At 73.0% G+C, this 16,263-nt stretch carries 6 protein-coding genes; 5 read left to right on the forward strand and 1 reads right to left on the reverse strand.

Going from position 1 to position 16,263, the window contains the following annotated elements; genetic code table 11:
- The first annotated feature begins 173 nt into the window (after window positions 1–173).
- Genes ABZ374_RS21150 through ABZ374_RS21160 form a run of 3 tightly spaced genes read left to right on the forward strand, consistent with a single transcriptional unit; the run spans window position 174 to window position 11,840 of the window.
- Window positions 174–8,021 carry a hypothetical protein gene (locus ABZ374_RS21150; RefSeq protein WP_360313219.1) on the forward strand — a complete coding sequence of 2,616 codons (7,848 nt, stop codon included), beginning with the start codon at window positions 174–176 and terminating at the stop codon, window positions 8,019–8,021.
- The gene (locus tag ABZ374_RS21155) at window positions 8,014–10,617 is read left to right on the forward strand and encodes a right-handed parallel beta-helix repeat-containing protein (protein WP_360313221.1); all 2,604 of its coding nucleotides are present in this window, start codon (window positions 8,014–8,016) and stop codon (window positions 10,615–10,617) included. Before ABZ374_RS21150 ends, ABZ374_RS21155 begins: the two co-directional genes overlap by 8 nt.
- Window positions 10,618–10,646: 29 nt before the next feature.
- On the forward strand, window positions 10,647–11,840 hold the full coding sequence (locus ABZ374_RS21160; RefSeq protein ID WP_360313223.1) for a hypothetical protein: 1,194 nt from the start codon (window positions 10,647–10,649) through the stop codon (window positions 11,838–11,840).
- An 84-nt stretch (window positions 11,841–11,924) separates the two neighbouring features.
- On the opposite strand, the gene ABZ374_RS21165 is transcribed toward ABZ374_RS21160, so the two are convergent.
- Entirely contained in the window at window positions 11,925–13,769 is a 1,845-nt protein-coding gene (locus ABZ374_RS21165; protein WP_360313225.1) for a serine/threonine-protein kinase, read from the reverse strand.
- A 240-nt stretch (window positions 13,770–14,009) separates the two neighbouring features.
- On the opposite strand from ABZ374_RS21165, the gene ABZ374_RS21170 reads away from it, so the two are divergent.
- Together ABZ374_RS21170 and ABZ374_RS21175 are read left to right on the forward strand one after the other, a co-directional pair.
- Entirely contained in the window at window positions 14,010–15,497 is a 1,488-nt protein-coding gene (locus ABZ374_RS21170; protein ID WP_360313227.1) for an MFS transporter, read from the forward strand.
- 137 nt (window positions 15,498–15,634) lie between these two features.
- Window positions 15,635–16,249: a TetR/AcrR family transcriptional regulator gene (locus tag ABZ374_RS21175; protein WP_360313229.1), complete on the forward strand. Its 615-nt coding sequence runs from the start codon at window positions 15,635–15,637 to the stop codon at window positions 16,247–16,249.
- Window positions 16,250–16,263: the final 14 nt, after the last annotated feature.

Genomic DNA, 16,263 nt, shown 5'->3' on the forward strand with positions numbered 1-16,263 from the left:
CCGAACGCCGGGCAACAGCAGCCGAGTTGCGACGAGGAAGCGTAACCGTCGTGGACGCACCCCCGGGGGAGTTGGCGTCGGCACTCACGGACACGCGAGGCCGATGAACCGACCGAGTGGCCCGGGCGTGGTCCGGGCGAGGTCCGGCGAGCACGGCGAGGAGACGACGGGTCATGGGCAATCGCCCCACCGACTGGAACGCGATCGGCCTGAGTACCGATCCCACCCCGGGCGACCCCGTTCGGCTGGACACGCTGATCACCTCGATGGAGAGCCTGGGGCGGGTCGCCCGCGAGATCGACGAGGCGTTGAACTCGGTTCTGGACAAGACCGGCAAGGGCGCCTTCGTCGGGCAGACCGCCGACGCGCTGCGGGACAAGATCAGCGGCCCGCTCCGCGAGTTCGTGACCAGCATCGCCGACGCGTTCGAGAACTCGGCCAAGGCGCTGCGCCCGTACGCGGACACGATGCGAGAGCAACAAAGGACCGCAGACGCGGCCTTGACCACCGGTCGGGACCTGGCCCCGGAGGACCCACAGCGCGCCGAGCACGGGAAGACCGCGCGCGCCGCGGGCACCATCCTGCGCACCCAGGCCGAGACCGCCGCGAAGGTGCTCAACAGCTCGGCGACCGGGATCAAGCAGCCGGTCTCGGGCTGCGACCTGTTCTGGGAGGCGTTCAACTGGCTGGCGATCATCCTGATCCTGCCCGCGCTGCTGTTGGGCGGCCCGTTGGCCCTGCTCGCGATCGGGATCAACCTGGTCCTGTTCGTCAAGACCGCGGTGGACGTCGCGAACGGCAAGGCCGGGCTGCTCGATCTGTTCCTGGCGGGCCTGGGGATGATCGCGCCGACCACCAAGGGCCTGAACCTGCTCAAGCTGTTCAAGGACGGCGCGAAGTTCATCTGGGACAAGGGCCTCAAGGGCTTCGTCCAGGGCGCGTGGGGTGCCCTCAAGGGTGCTTTCGGCGCGGGCGCGTTCCGTTCGTTCGCCTTCATCCCGGGCCTGAAGGACTTCGCCCGACTCGCGGGCGGCTGGGTCAAATCGGGTGCCCTGTGGGTGGGTGGGGCGGTGCTGAAGTTCCCCTCGTGGGCCGCCGGCGCGTTCACCAAGGGCGGCCTCGCGGTGGTCCAGGGCTTCAAGGCGATACCGGCCCTGTTCCGCGGCCTGCCCGGCATGATCAAGGGAGCCGCGGGCAGCACCTGGAAGTTCCTCAAGTCCGAACTCGGCGGCAGCAAGTGGCTGCGGTTGATCCTGCCGGTCGACGCGGCCGAGATCAGCCGGTTCGGCCTCAAGCGCGCGTTGCAGATCGGCTTCTACGAGCGCGGTGTGCTGGGCAAGTTCCGCTTCGCCTCGCCGCTGCTGAGCGCGGGTGGGCGCGGCCTGAGCCAGATCCCGACGCCGCCGCTGCACGGGGTGGGCGCGCTGCCCGAGATGCCGGTGGGCGACCTGGCCCGGATCCGGGCCGGTGACTGGTCCGGGTTCGGTGCCAACGAATTGCGGATGAACGCGCTCGACCTGCCGACGACGAACCTGACCGTCACCTCCCCCGGCGGTCTGCACGTCCCCGCCTCCCTGGGCGAGGTGATGCAGTTCGCCCCGGACGCGGTGCGCCGGATGGACGCGCTCGTGGACCTGGGCGCGCGGGACATGCGGATGGTGCAGATCGGCGACTGGGCCAAACTGCCGACGCCGGCGAACAGCGGTCGGCTGGAACTCAACGCGGTCCACTCGGTCGGACAACTCTCCCCGACCACCGGCGCGGCCGGCGCGGTGCACGCGCTGCCCACCCCGTCCGCGCTCCCGAGCGTCACGCACACCCCGTCGCCGACCTCGCTGTCCGCGCTCGACCTGGTGCACAACGGCGGCACGCAGCGCCTGAACCTGCCGTCCGCACTCACCGGCAACCTCCCGAGCGGCGCCACCGGCATCGGGCACGTGGTCAACCCGAGCCTGAACCACGGACTGACCACGCCGGGTCTGCCCGCCGTCGGCGCGGCCGGCCACGCCCTGCCGGCGCCGAACCCGACCACGTCGGGCCTGACCAACCACGGGCTGACCAACCACGGCCTGGCCGGCCCGGGTCTGCCCGGCCACGGCGCCCCCGGCCCGCATGTGGAGTTCAGGCCGACCGAGTTCGGCTCGTCGGCGAACCCGTCCGCACCGAGCCCGACCGCGCTCGCGGGCGGCCCGCCGCCGACGGCGCCGGTCCCCGACCACGCCGGGAACGCGCTCAACCTGCTCGACCACGGCCCGAAGACGCCGCTGCGCTCGGGCTCACCGGCCGACGCGGGCGCGCTGCCGCCGGTCCCGCCGCCGCACGGCCCGGGCGGCGGCGCCGAGTTGCGCCCCGGCACGCCGAACGCGAACCAGGTGGCCGTCGCACCGCCCACGGCGCCCGGCAACGGCCTGACCGGCCCGTCCAACCGGCTCACCGGTGCCCAGTTGGAACAGCTGTGGCAGCGCGAGTCGGACCGGATCGGCGCCTTGTTCGGCAGGGCCGACCATCCGCAGTGGGCCGACCGGGTCGAGGCATGGCGCGACCTGACCTCGGCGCGGAACGAACTGGGCCGGGCCCAGCAGGTGTTGCACGACCTGAGAATCCGCCCCGACGGGCCGTCCACGCCATCCGTGTACGAGCGCAACGCCGGAATCGCGGTGGAGACGGCCTCGACGAAGGTGGAGACCGCGCTCACCCGGCTGGACTCGCTCGGCGTGGATCCGGCCCGGATCGACAAGGGCATGGCCGAACTCCGGGCGCAAAGCCTGCTGGAGCGCCCGCGACTGGTCGGCGGCAGCCACCACGACCTCGGCGGCGGCAGCAGCGGCGGCACGCTGCCGCCGACGTCGGCCGCCGGGAGTGTCGTGCCGCCGAACCCGAACATCGCCCCGCACTTCGGTCCCGGCGCGACCTTGCCCGAGGGTGCGGTCGTACACATACCGGTGAACGACGGGTACCGGACCACCGATCCCGCCACCGGCCGCTCCATCCGGTACGGCAACGACGGGCATGTCCTCGACGAGGGCCTCGCGCTGCACTCGCCGAACGAGCCCCGGTTCATCGTCGACGACGGCGCCGGCCGGCCGGTTTTGACCGACGTGCACGGGACCCCCGTCACCGGCGTCGAGGTCACGGTGGTGGGCGGCGGCTACCGGGTCACCGAGACCACCGGCGGCCACACCGTCCGCTACGGCACCAACGGGGCCGTCGTCGACCGGGGCATCGCCCTTCGCAGTACCATCGCACCCCACGTCGTGGTGCACAGCGACGCACGACCTCCGGTGCTTACCAACGCCCACGGCGAGCCGATCACCGACCACACCTTCGCCTCGTTCGACGGCGGCTACCGGGTCACCGATCCCGCCACGGGCAGTTCCGTCCGCTACGGCACGGACGGCCGGGTCGCCGACCGCGGCATCGTCCTGCACGGCACCGACAACGCGCACTTCGTCGTCCGGGGCGAACACGGCCCCGTACTGACCGACGTGCACGGCACCAGGATCACCGACGTCGAGGTGACCTCCACCACCAACGGCGGCCACCGCATCACCGAACCGAACAGCGGACAATCCACCCGCTACCGGGCCGACGGCTCCGTCGCCGAACACGGCATCGCCCTCGAAGGACTCGGCGACACCCGGATCGTGGTCCCGCGCGAAGGACGCAACCCGGTGCTGACGGACACCCACGGCAAGCCCGTCAGCGGCACCGCGGTCACCACCCTCGACAACGGTTTCCGCGTCACCGACACCACCACCGGCCGCTCCATCCGGTACGGCGGCGACGGAACCATCCTCGAACACGGCATCGCCCTCCAGGGCACCGACAACGCGCACTTCGTCGTCCAAGGCGAACACGGCCCCGTACTGACCGACGTGCACGGCACCAGGATCACCGACGTCGACGTCACCTCCACCACCAACGGCGGCCACCGCATCACCGAACCGAACAGCGGACAATCCACCCGCTACCGGGCCGACGGCTCCGTCGCCGAACACGGCATCGCCCTCACCGGTTCCGGCGACACGCACTTCGTGGTCTTCCGCGACGGCCGCCCCCCGGTCCTCACCGACGTACACGGCAAGCCGACCACCACCCACGACCTGGCCGATCTCACCGGCGGCTACCGCGTCACCGACCCGGCCACCGGCCACTCCGTCCGCTACGACGGCAACGGCGTCGCGGTCGAGCGGGGGTTGGCCCTGACCGACGTCGGCGAGCCGCACTTCATCGTGAACAGCGGAACCGGCCACGTGCTCACCAACGCGCAGGGTGCCCACGTCCCCAATGTCGAGGTCAACCCGCTCACCGGCGGCGGCTATCGGGTCACCGAAACGGGCGGCACCCACAGCACCCGCTACACCGCGGACGGGTGGGTCGCCGAACACGGCATCGTCCTGGGCGGCACCGGCGAACCCCGCTTCCTGGTCGGCAGCGGCGACCACCGCCACCTCACCGACACGCTCGGCGCGCCGATACCCCACCACACCGCCACGGTCACCGACCAGGGCTTCCGGGTGATCAACACGCGCACGAGCGAGTCCACCCTGCACAGTGCCAACGGCGCGGTGGTCGAACACGGCATCGCCGTCGGCGGCCCCGGCGAAGCCCGCTTCGTGGTCGGCGAGGGCGCCGGCCGGGTCCTCACCGACGCAAACGGCGCCAGGGTCACCGACCGCGCCATCACCGTCGTCGACAACGGCTACCGCGTCACCGACCCGGCCACCGGCCACTCGTTCCGCTACGACACCGCCAACAACACCTTCGAACACGGCACCAGGCTGGGCCGCGCCGGCCAAGGCCCGTTCGCGGTCGGCGACACCCTCACCGACCTGCACGGCAACCCGCTCCCCGCAGAGCAACGGCTCACCCGGCTCACGGACGCCGACGGCACCCACACCGGCTACCGGGTGGACGTCGTACACCCGAACACCCCGCGACACGGCGAGTTCCACGAGTTCGGCACGAACGGCACGGTCAGCCGCGAGGGCTTCAACGTGCTCGACGACGGTCGGATGACCAAGCACCAGTACGTCGTCGACCACAGCACTCCGACGCCGACCTGGCGCCAGGAGTTCCACCCCGACTCCCCCGGCGACCCCTTCACCCGCAACGAGTTCCAGCGCGGCACCGTGGACACGAGCGGCGCGGCCAACGGCGGGCTGCGGCTGAAGTCGAGTTCGCCCGACCAGGTGACGATCTTCGAGCGCCGGATGTTGCCCGGCGGGAGCACGCTCGACGCGTTCCGGCGCACCGACCTCAGCGGCTTCGGCACCTTCAGCCATCGCACCAAATGGATCGAGTGGGGTGCCGACGGCACCCCACTCGGTCAGGGCTCGCGCAAGTTCGACACGTCGGGCTTCGGCTACACCGACGTCAACGAGCACTTCGTCGTGGTGCGCGAATTCCGGGACACCCTCCAGAAGTTCGACGGCCGGGCCGGACACACCCTCGGTGTCAAGGGCACCGACGGCTGGACCTGGCACCGCTACGACGGCGCCGGCAACGAGTTGGCCAACGGTCCGCGCACCTCGCACTGGGACGGCGGCTGGAGCGACCGGCACGGGCCGGGAGCCGGCACCCAAGCCGGGGAGCTGGTCCAGAAGCAGTGGGGTCCGATGCACCGGACCGACCACGCCCGGCACTACCTCGAACACCCGCTGGACGGCGCCGGCATCCGCAAGGCGTCCTGGGACGAGCTGTCGCCGCAGGGCAAGGAGACCGGCAAGCACGAGGTCAAGGCGGACGGTTCGACGTTCACCACGAACCGGATCTCCGAGCAGCGCCCGCCGAACTGGGCCCGCAAGTGGCTGAGCGACCACCGCACCGAACCGACGGGCAATCACGCCTTCCTCGCCTCGGACACCCGCTATCAGGTGTTCACCTGGGAGAAATCGGCCCCCGACGCGACCGGAAACCTGGTCCCGCACAGCAACGGCGTGCGCTTCGTCGGCGACGACGGCAGTTCCTTCGACACCCTGGCCGACGGCACCTTCGCCCGCTCGCAGACCAAGTTGGCCGACGGAACGACGCTCAAGGCCGGCGATTCGGTGACACCGCACGCGAACGCCCCCGCCGGGACCACCCCGTGGAACCGGGACGGCGTCACCGGCTACCGCCTGGACACCCCGGGCGGGCCCGACGGGCGCAACTGGCAGGACCTCCGGCCGGTGACGAACGCGGACGGCGCCATCACCCACTGGGAGATGGTTCGCGAGGGCTTCGAGAACGGCAACGTCCGCCACTACGCCACGCCGGAGCAGCCCGTCCACGGAGCCCCCGGCACGGCCGCCCCCCAGACTCCGGTCGCCCCCAACCCGCGCAGCAACTGGGTCGAGTACGACGCCCACGGTTACGTGGCCGGCCGCCGGGACACCTGGACGCTCGCCGCGGGCAACGAGATCACCATCGTCGCGCACGGCTCGTCGACGGCGAAGACCTGGACATGGCAACGGCTCGACGACACCGGTCGGGTACAGGAGTCCGGCAAGCGGGTGTTGTTCCGCAGCTCGGACGACCCCAAGCTGCCCTTCGACGACTCGTTCCGGGACTTCGACGCGGGAAACAACCTGGTCCGCGAGCGGCGCATGCTCGACAGCGGCCGCTATGTCGACGCGTGGCAGGCACCGGGTGCCGACGCCTGGAGGTGGCAGAAGTTCGACCGGGCGGGCAATCCCCTGCCGCCGGCGACCGCGGGCACCCACGAACGGGTGTGGTGGAACCCGAAGGCGGCCGAGGGTGCCGGTGCGTGGCAGGCGACCCCGCTCGACGGCAAGAACCTGCTCTTCCGCGACCGGCTCGTGCCCACCACCCCGGGCGAGACGTTGGTGATCCGCGAGACGCCGCCGCACATCACCGACGCGCCGGCCCGGGTGCGCGAGTACGGACCGGGCGGGGCCACCTCGCCGAACACCGCCACCTGGACGGAGTTCGACCACGGCACCGCCGTGCGCACCCGAACGGCCACCGCCGACGGGCACTTCCTGGAACGGGACGCGTGGCGCGGCCAATGGCGGCGCTACGACGGGGAGGGCCACCTCCTGGCCCGGCGTACCGACGGCGGCGCGGTGATCACCACCGACTCGCTGAACCGGTGGCGGGTGGTCGGCAGCGAGTACGACTTCCGCGGCCAGGTGACCGAGGTGCGCGGCTGGGTGCGGCGCATCCGCGAGGGTCAGCGCATGCCGTGGACGGGCCACCTGACCGGCATCGACGCGACGCAGTTCCGCACCGCGCTGACCGGCATCCCGGGCATCCCGACGACCGGCTCGATCCACCTGGCCGAGGCCGCCTACCAGGGCGGTGGGACAGTGCTGGGCAAGAAGCTCGCGGTGGAGTTCGCCCAGGAGTTCGCCATCGAGTTCACCGCGAACATCATCGTCGCCGACATCAACGCCAGGGCCCAGGGCAAGAGCCTGTCCGAGACCGACTGGCAGAAGGCGGCGCTGAACGCGGCCGTCGGCGGCGTGGTCAAGGGCGGCGTGGGCGCCTTCGTGCACGAGAACAAGTGGGACGGCTTCCGCAAGCTCGGCGACCTCAAGAGCGGCTACGGCAACATCGACGGCGGCAAGCACTGGAACCGCCGGCCGGGCAACCACGACAAGACGTGGGCCAACGAGTGGGCGGGCAACGAGACCGCGTTGCGCTGGCGCAGCGGCATCTACGACTTCAACTACAACGCCGGCGTCGGCCTGCTGGCCGGGTTGGTCAACGGCAGCATCAACGCGAGCGTGTTCGGCATCAAGGGCGCCGACGGCCTCACCCACAAGCTCTCCGGCTGGGAGGCGTTCGGCGACGGCGCGATCGCCTCGTTGTCCGGTGTGGTCAGCACCGGCAGCGTCTCGCTCGCCCGGATCGGTTTCCTCAACGCGGCCGGCGGTCGGTTCTTCCACCGCGCGGGCGTCAGCGAGTTCCTGCTCAACATCGGTTTCAAGATCGGCGAGAAGATGTTCAACGGGTGGCTGCTGCCCCAGGTGCGCGCGGGAATGAACCCGGATTGGTACCAGCAGAAGGATGCGTAGCGCACAGATGTCGAGCGTCGAACATCACACGGGCGGCTCCACCCCGCCGGCCGTCCGGGTGGCCGCCAAGGGCCGGGGCACGCATCGCCGGATCGCGGACGCGGTCCGCGCCGCCGGCCCCGGCGCGACCGTGCTGATCGCGGCGGGCCACTACACCGAATCGCTGGTGCTGGCCCGGTCGGTGACGCTGTGTCCCGAGCCCGGCGGCGGCGAGGTGGTGTTGACCGCGAGTGCCGACGGCCCGGCGGTCACCGTCGAGGCGGCGGACTGCGTGGTGCGCGGACTGGGTCTGCGCGGGGCGGGCACCGAGGCGCCGGCGGTGAGCGTGGGGCCGGGCGCGGGCCTGATCCTGGCCGACTGCGTGGTCACCGGCGGTCGGATCGAGGTGCGCGGCGGGCCCGATCGGGACGCGGAGGACGGCGGCGATCCGGACCTGGACGCGCCGCCGACGGCCGGCGGCACCACCTCGGCGCTGCTGCTCACCGGCACACGGATCACCGGCACCCGGCTCGCGGGTCTGCATGTGTCCGGGGACGCGCGGGCCCGGGTCGAGGACGTCGAGGTGAGCGCCGTCGAGGGCACCGGGATCGTGGTGTCGGGCAGCGCGCGGGTGGGCATCGCCCGACTGCGCCTGGACGCCACCTCCGGCTCGGGGATCCGGCTGCGCGGGCGGGCGATGTTGCGGCTGACCGATTCGGTGCTGGGCGGTTGCGGGCGGGTCGGGCTGCTGTTGGAGGACGCCTCCTCGGCGGTGGCCGGTGAGAGTCGGGTCAGTGCGCCGGGCGCGGCCGGCATTCGGCTCGGCGGCAGTGCCAGGGCCGAGTTGACCGACTGCCGGATCCTGGACGCCGCCGCGGCCGGCATCGTGCTCGACGGCACCGCGCGGGTGGTCGCGCACGGTTGCGCGGTGCGCCGGTCGGCGACCAACGGTGTGTTGCTCACCGAGGGCGCGGGCGCCGACCTGACCGACTGTCGCATCCTCGACTCCGGTTTCGGTGCGGTCCACGCCGCCGGCACCGCCGTGCTCAAGTTGGCCGACTGCCGCGTCCAGGGCACCCCCGAACACGGCGTGCACACCGCGGACACCGCTCGGGCCGAGCTGACCGACTGTACGGTCTCGGCCGCGGCGATGACCGGGATCGCGGTCACCGGCCGGTCCTCCGCGGCGCTCTCCGGCTGCCTGGTCGCAGACACCGCGACCGGGATCGGGATCGGTTCGCCGACCGGATCGAAAGTGTCCGGGTGCACGGTGCGCGCGGCCGGGCGCACCGGGATCGAGGTCACCGGCGAGGGCGTCGCCGAGTTGGCCGGCAACCGGGTCACCGGCGCGGGGGCCGCGGGCATCGTGTTCGACGCGGGTTCGCGGGCCGACTTGGCCGGTGGCTCGATCGAGGACTGCACCGGCTCGGGCCTGGTGGTGTGGACCGGCGCCCGGCCGAATGTGCACGGCCTGCGGATCGAACGGCCTGGCAAGAACGGCGTGTACGTCGCCGAGCAGGCCGGCGGCACCTACACCGGCTGCGATGTGATCGGCGCCGGTTACGCCGCGCTGCACGTGGGCGGCGGCGCGGATCCGCTGTTCCGCCGCTGCCGGGTGCGCGAGTGCACCGAGGAGCTGAGCACCGAGCCGGAGGCCGCGCCGGTGTTCGACGACTGCGACCCGGCGCTCGGCGGGGTCGCCGCCGCGCGGCCCGCGACCGCCGGCACCGCGGGCGCCGCGCCGAGTGTCGGCGCCGGTGTGCCCGCCCCGGAACTGCCCGACGTGGTCGAGGAGAGCCTGCCCGACCTGCTCGCCGAGTTGGGCGAACTGGTCGGCCTGGACGGCGTCAAGCGCGATGTCGCGTCGATGGCCAAGCTGATGCAGACGGTCCGGCTCCGGGTCGAGGCCGGGTTGCCCGCGCCGCCGCTGAGCCGGCATCTGGTCTTCGCGGGCAACCCGGGGACCGGCAAGACCACGGTGGCCCGGCTGTACGGCCGGCTGCTCAAGGCGCTCGGCCTGCTCGGCCACGGCCACCTGGTCGAGGTCGACCGCAGCGCGCTGGTCGGCGAGTACGTCGGCCACACCGGGCCCAAGACCGCCGCCGCGTTCAACCGGGCGATCGGCGGCGTGTTGTTCATCGACGAGGCGTATTCGCTCTCCCCGCTCGCCGGCGGCAACGACTTCGGCTCCGAGGCGATCGCCACGTTGGTGAAGCTGATGGAGGATCACCGCGACGACGTCGTGGTGATCGCCGCGGGCTATCCCGACGACATGGACCGATTCGTGTCCTCCAACCCGGGCCTGGCCTCCCGGTTCACCCGGACCCTGTTGTTCGAGGACTACGACGCCGAGCAGCTCGTGGCCATCGTCGAGCACCAGGCGGAGCGGCACCGCTACGAACTGAGCCCCGCCGCACGCGCCGAACTGCTCGCCCTGTTCGCCGGAATGACCCGCGGCGGCGGCTTCGGCAACGGGCGCTCGGCCCGGCAGGCGTTCCAGGAGATGACGGAACGTCAGGCCGGCCGGGTCGCCGAACTCGACAACCCCGACGCGGCGCAACTGATCGCCCTGGAGGTCGCGGATCTGCCCGCGTCCCTCGCGGGCGCCACCGCGTGAGCACCGTCCCCCCAACACCTGGAGACCTCGTGTCCGCCAACAACCGCCCACGCAACGGTGGTTCGTCCGACGACCAGAACGGCTTCGCGGCCACCTTCGCCCGCCGGCCCGGCACCGGTGCCCGCGGCCCGGTGCCCGGCGCCCGGGTCTGGGGCACGATCGGCGGCGCCGCGGCGCTGACCACCGGCGTCATCGTGCTGGTGCCGCTACTGGCCGCCCCGAGCGCGGCCTCGCACCCGCGCCGCGATCTCGCGCACGTCGCGGCGAACGCCGCGCTGCCCGGCACGCCCGCCGGTTGGGGCACCCCGGGCAGCGCCGAACCGGCGCCCGTCGAGGGAGTCCCGGTCGGCCCGGACGGCACACCCGTCCCGCAGGGCCCACCCGGCGGCGCCCCGGTCGGCTACCCGCCGGCCGGTGGTTCGGGCACCGGCACCGGTGGTTCGGTGCAGTACAACAACGGCTCCGGCGGCGGCGCCGCGGGTGGGGGCGGCGGCGCGGTCGGCGGGGGCGCCGGCGGCGGCGCGATCGGCGGCGGCACACCCGGCGGCACCGGCACCCCCGGCGGCGGATCCGTCCCGGGCAATCCGACGACCGGCGGCGCAAGCGGCGGTACCACCGGCAGCACGCCCGGCCGGCCGCCCGTCGCGCCGCCGACCTCCCCCGCCAAGCCGCCGGTCGCGCCGGCCCAGGGCCCGCAGCAGGTCTACAACGGCTACGCCGGCCTGGGTTGCTCGAACTCGGGCGCCGGGTTCCGGGTGCAGGGCCAGTACAGCGACGGCAAGGAGGGTTGGTACAAGGTCGGCAGCGGCGGTCTGGGCACGGCGGGGTGCGGGGACGACTTCTGGGCGATCCCGATGTCCGGCTCCAAGACCAAGGACGACTCCACCGTCGCCGCCGTGTGGACCTGGAACGCCGGTGCCAAGGCCAAGAGTTGCTCGGTGCAGGTGTACGTGCCCGGCGGCTCGACCTGGCGGGACGCGGCCGGCAAGCCCGCGTTCTACCAGGTGCTGGACACCGACAGCAGCTCCGCGCCGGTGCGTTCCACTTTCACCGTCGACCAGACCTCGCACCGCGGGGCCTGGATCCAGGGCGTGAGCCTGCCGGTCAAGGACGGCAAGGTCGTGCTGCGGATGGTCAACCGGGGCGAGGACTGGGTCGGCCCGGACAAGACCTACGCGCACCTGGCGGCGGGCCAGGCGCGAGTGCTCTGCTACGACCGCTGATTCGAGCACGATCCGCGCCGGCCGGGTCGTTCGCGACCCGGCCGGTCGCACGTGGTGGGCAATCGCGCGCGGTGGGCGGTTTGCTCAGCGCGGGTACATCTTGACGACCTTGCCGTCCAGGTCGGCCCGCAGATAGCCGGACCCGTAGTCGTCGCTCACGTAGATCTTCAGCGCGGGCACCCGGTCGCTCAGCCCGAGGTCCACGATCATGTAGCGGGTCTTGGGCGTGCTGATGCCCAGTTCCTTGTCGGCCTTGGCGATCAGGGCCGGGAGCGCGTCCCAGTTGACCTTCGCGAGGTCGAAGGTCCTGTCGTCGCGGTCGGTGCTCCCGAATCCCTTGTCCTTCGTGGTGGCGCCGTCGCGGTAGGTGAAGCGGTCGTACAGGCGGGCGTCGCCGGCCACCGGCGCGTCCACCGAGGCGAACTTGTCGTGGACGGTGAACTTCTTGACCTTGGTGCCCCCGATGGTCGGGGTCATCGCGGTGATCACTTCGCGGACGGCGGCCGGGGTGAGCAGGTTCGCCGCTTCCGTCGGGGGCTTGGTGGTACGCGAAGCCGACGGCCGGGTCGGGGTCGAATCCACGTCCTCGTCGACCGGGATCCCCGGCCGGTCCGCCGACCTGGTCGGGCTCGGGCTGCTCGTGCCCGGCTTGCCGGCGCCGGCCGACGTGTGGTCCGCATCCGAGCCCGAGTCGCGGAACTGGGACACCAGGATCACCGCGACCAACGTGCCGACCAGGGCGGTGCCGACCGCCGAGCCGGCGATGATCCGGGTGCGGCGCGCCCGGGCCAGGTCCGGTGACGGGGGTTCGGCCGGGGTGAACGGGGTGCCGTAGTGCGAGGAGGGCGGGGCGGACGGTGGTGGCGGGGTCGAGGACGCCTGCCCCGTACCGGAGTTCGTCTGCGGGCCGACCCGGTCCGCGCCCGACCAGGCCGGGCCGTCCTCGGCCCGTCCGGCCGCCGTCCGTCCGCCCGTCGCCGGTCCGCCCGCCGCCGCGCGACCGCCGCCGAGGTCGGCCGGCTGCCAGGCGAGGGCGTCCGCGACCGGCAGCGCCGACGTGGTGTGCTGCGAGGTGGGCCGCCCGGTCGGCGCACCGGCCGCTTCGGCCAACAGCCGGTCCAGTTGCGCCGCGTCCGGGCGGGCCGCGGGGTCACGGACCAGCAACGCGTCCAGGACCGGGGCCAGCGCGCCGGCGCGGCTCGCCGGCGGCACCGTCTCGGTCAGCACCGCGGCGAGCGTGGCCAGGCTGGTCGCCCGGCGCAGCGGATGTTGCCCCTCCACCGCGACGTACAACATCATCCCGAGCGACCACAGGTCGGACGCGGTGTTGTCCTCCTCGCCGCGGATGCGCTCGGGTGCGATGTACTCGGGCGAGCCGATCAGGTCGCCGGTGGCGGTCAGGCTGGTCGATTCGCGCAGCGCGGCGATGCCGAAGTCGGTCAACACCGGGCTGCCGTCGCCGCGCAGCAGCACGTTGCCGGGCTTGACGTCGCGGTGGTGGATCCCGGCGGCGTGCGCGGCGTCGAGCGCGGACAACACGCCCCGCCCGATCGCGGCGGCCTCGGCGGGGGCGATCGGGCCGTGGATCAGCCGGTCGTGCAGCGAGCCTCCGGGCACCAGTTCCATCACCAGCCACGGGTGCGGAACCTCGGCGGCGTCCACGATGTGATGGATCGTCACCACGTTGGGGTGATTCAGCCGGGCCAACGACCTGGCCTCGCGCAGCACCCGCTCGCGCAACATCCGCGCGGCGGTCGGGTCGTCCTCCAACAGCGCCGGATCGGGCGGCCGGACCTCCTTGAGCGCCACCTCGCGTTCCAGCGCCAGATCGCGAGCCCGCCAGACCAGGCCCATGCCGCCACCACCGAGCCGCTCCAGCAACTCGAAGCGGCCGTCGACAACGCGTCTGCCAGGTATACCCGGGGTCATGCGGCACACCCTATAAATCCGGACTCCCATCGCGGCAATCGGCGGCCGGATCGTGGGCAGATCCCTCGCCGGGAACCGGACGGCGGCCGAGACTCGTCGCAACCGGGGAAGCACGGAGCGCTCCCGACGCACGGCGCACGGTCCGAAGCCCCGGCCCACCGGCCGGGCCGGTCGCGGTTCGGTCCGGCGACCGTCGTGCGTCGTCTCGTCCAGTCCTGTCGGCCACAGCCGGAAGGCGTCATGGCACTCGACCGCACCGTCGGCCCACCCGCCGCGTCCCCCGTAGTCGGCCCGACCGGCGCGTACCGCCGGTGGTTGTTGCTCGTCGTCATGCTCGCCCAGGTGTGCGTCGTCCTGGCCGCGTCGCTGCCGGACGCCGTCCCGGTGCCGCCCGCCGCCGAGCCGCGGATCGATCCGGACGACGTCCTCTGGGCGGCTCGCGCCCACCTGCTCGCGCTCGGCGCGCTGTTGCTGCCGGCCGGCCGGCTCGCCGATCACGTCGGGCCGCGCCGGATGTTCACCGTCGGGCTGATCGGCCTGGCCGGCGCCTCGCTCGTGGTCGGCACCGTCGGCGGCCGGGGCCCGCTGTTCGCCGGTCGGGCCCTCCAGGGCGGCTTCGGCGCACTCGTGCTCACCGCCGGCCCGGCCCTGCTCCTGGCGGCCCGCCCGGAGCGCGCCGAACGCGACCGGGCACTGGGCCTGTACGCCGGTGTCACCGCTGCGGGCGGCGGCCTGGCCGTGCTCGTGACCGGCGCGCTGGGGGACGACAACCGGCGGGCGCTGCCGGTCGCCCAGGCGGTCCTGCTCGGCGTGCTCGCCCTCGCGGTGGTGCGGCTGTTCGCCCGGCACCCCGAGCCGGCCCGCGCCCAAATCCCGGGCTTCGACCTGCCGGGCGCGCTCACCGCGACGGCGGGCGTGGGCTGTGTGTTGTACGGCTGCCTGCGGATCGAGTCGCCCGGCGGGTCCGGCACGACATGGCTCGTCCCGGCCGTCGGCGGTGTACTGCTGGTCGTGTTCGCCCGGCGGCAGGCGCTCGCGGGCACCGCGTTGTTGCCGCCGCGGATACCGCTGAATCGCGATCGCGGCGCGGCGTTGCTCGGTCTCGCGGTGGGCGGCACCGCCACCTTGGGGACGGTGCGCTTCGTGGCGGTGTACCTGCACAGCGGTGGCCCGGGGCTCACCGCGGCCCAGGTGGGGCCGCGATTGTTGCCGCTGGTGCTGCCGTTGCTGCTCACCGCGCCGCTCGCGGCCGGCCCGCTGCTTCGCCGCTTCGGCGCCAAGACGCTGGTGCCGCTCGCCCTGGGCCTGTGCTGTGTCGGCTTCGTGCCGCTGTACGGGCTGGACCAGGACAGCGCGTACCCGACGAACGTGGTTCCGGCGCTGCTCCTGATCGGGTTCGGCGCCGGGTTGGCGGTCGGGCCGTGTCTGAGCGTGGCGGTGAACGGCGTCCGGGCGGTGGGCGCCGGGATGGGGGCGGCGATCGGGGCGTGCGTACCGGGTGCCGTGATCGGGGTGTCCGTGCCGGCCCGGGCAACGGTGGACGCGTTCCGGCTGACCGGTGCCCGCGACTGGGGGGCGAATCCGATGAAGCCGTCGACGGCGGTGGTCGGCGCGCGGCTCGCACCGGTGTACGAGTGGACCGGGGTGCTGCTCGCCCTCGCCGCGGTGGCGACCGCCGTGCTCTTCTCGCCACGCTCGCGCGCGGTCGCCCCGACGAACGACGCGTAGCGTCCATCGCTCGGCACGGCCCCTTTCCCCACCGACGTGCCGAGCGGCTCCCGCAAGCATCGAAACGCTTGCGTTTCGATTGATCGAGCCCTACGGTTATCGAAACGCCATCGTTTCGCTGACCGGGGTACGCGCGCATGCACATCGATTCGGCCGGGACCACCGACTCCGCCACCACCAACCGGCGTTCCCGGCTGACCGCCGAGCGCGAGACCGAGATCTACGTGGCCACGGTCGACCTGCTCCGCGAGACGGGCTATGCCGCCCTGACCATGGAGGCCGTCGCCGCGCGGGCCAAGGCCAGCAAGGCGACCCTGTACCGCCAGTGGCAGAGCAAGCCGCGCCTGGTCGCGGCGGCGCTGCGGCACAACAAACGAATCTCCCTGGCCGGTCTGGACACCGGTTCGCTGCACGAGGACCTGTACGAGACCGCGCGCCGGATCGCGTACGGCGCCGCGCCCAACACCGCGCTGCTCGCGAGTGTCGCGCACGCCATCCTGAACGACCCCGAACTGGGCCTGGCCGTACGGGAAACCATCGTCGAGCCCGAGTCCGCGGTGCTCGACCAGGTGCTCGCCCGGGCCGTCGCGCGCGGCGAACTCGACCCGGACAACCCTGCGTCGGGCCTGCTGGCCCACCTGCTCATCGGCGCGGTGACCGGCCGACCGCTGGTCGAGGGCTGCGTCGCCGACGAGGAATACCTGCACCGCTACATCGACGCCGTCGTGCTCCCGGCGCTGCGCCGGCCCTGACCCGCCGGCCGCCG

Source organism: Embleya sp. NPDC005971 (genome assembly GCF_040629175.1).
In the GTDB taxonomy this organism is placed as follows: domain Bacteria; phylum Actinomycetota; class Actinomycetes; order Streptomycetales; family Streptomycetaceae; genus Embleya.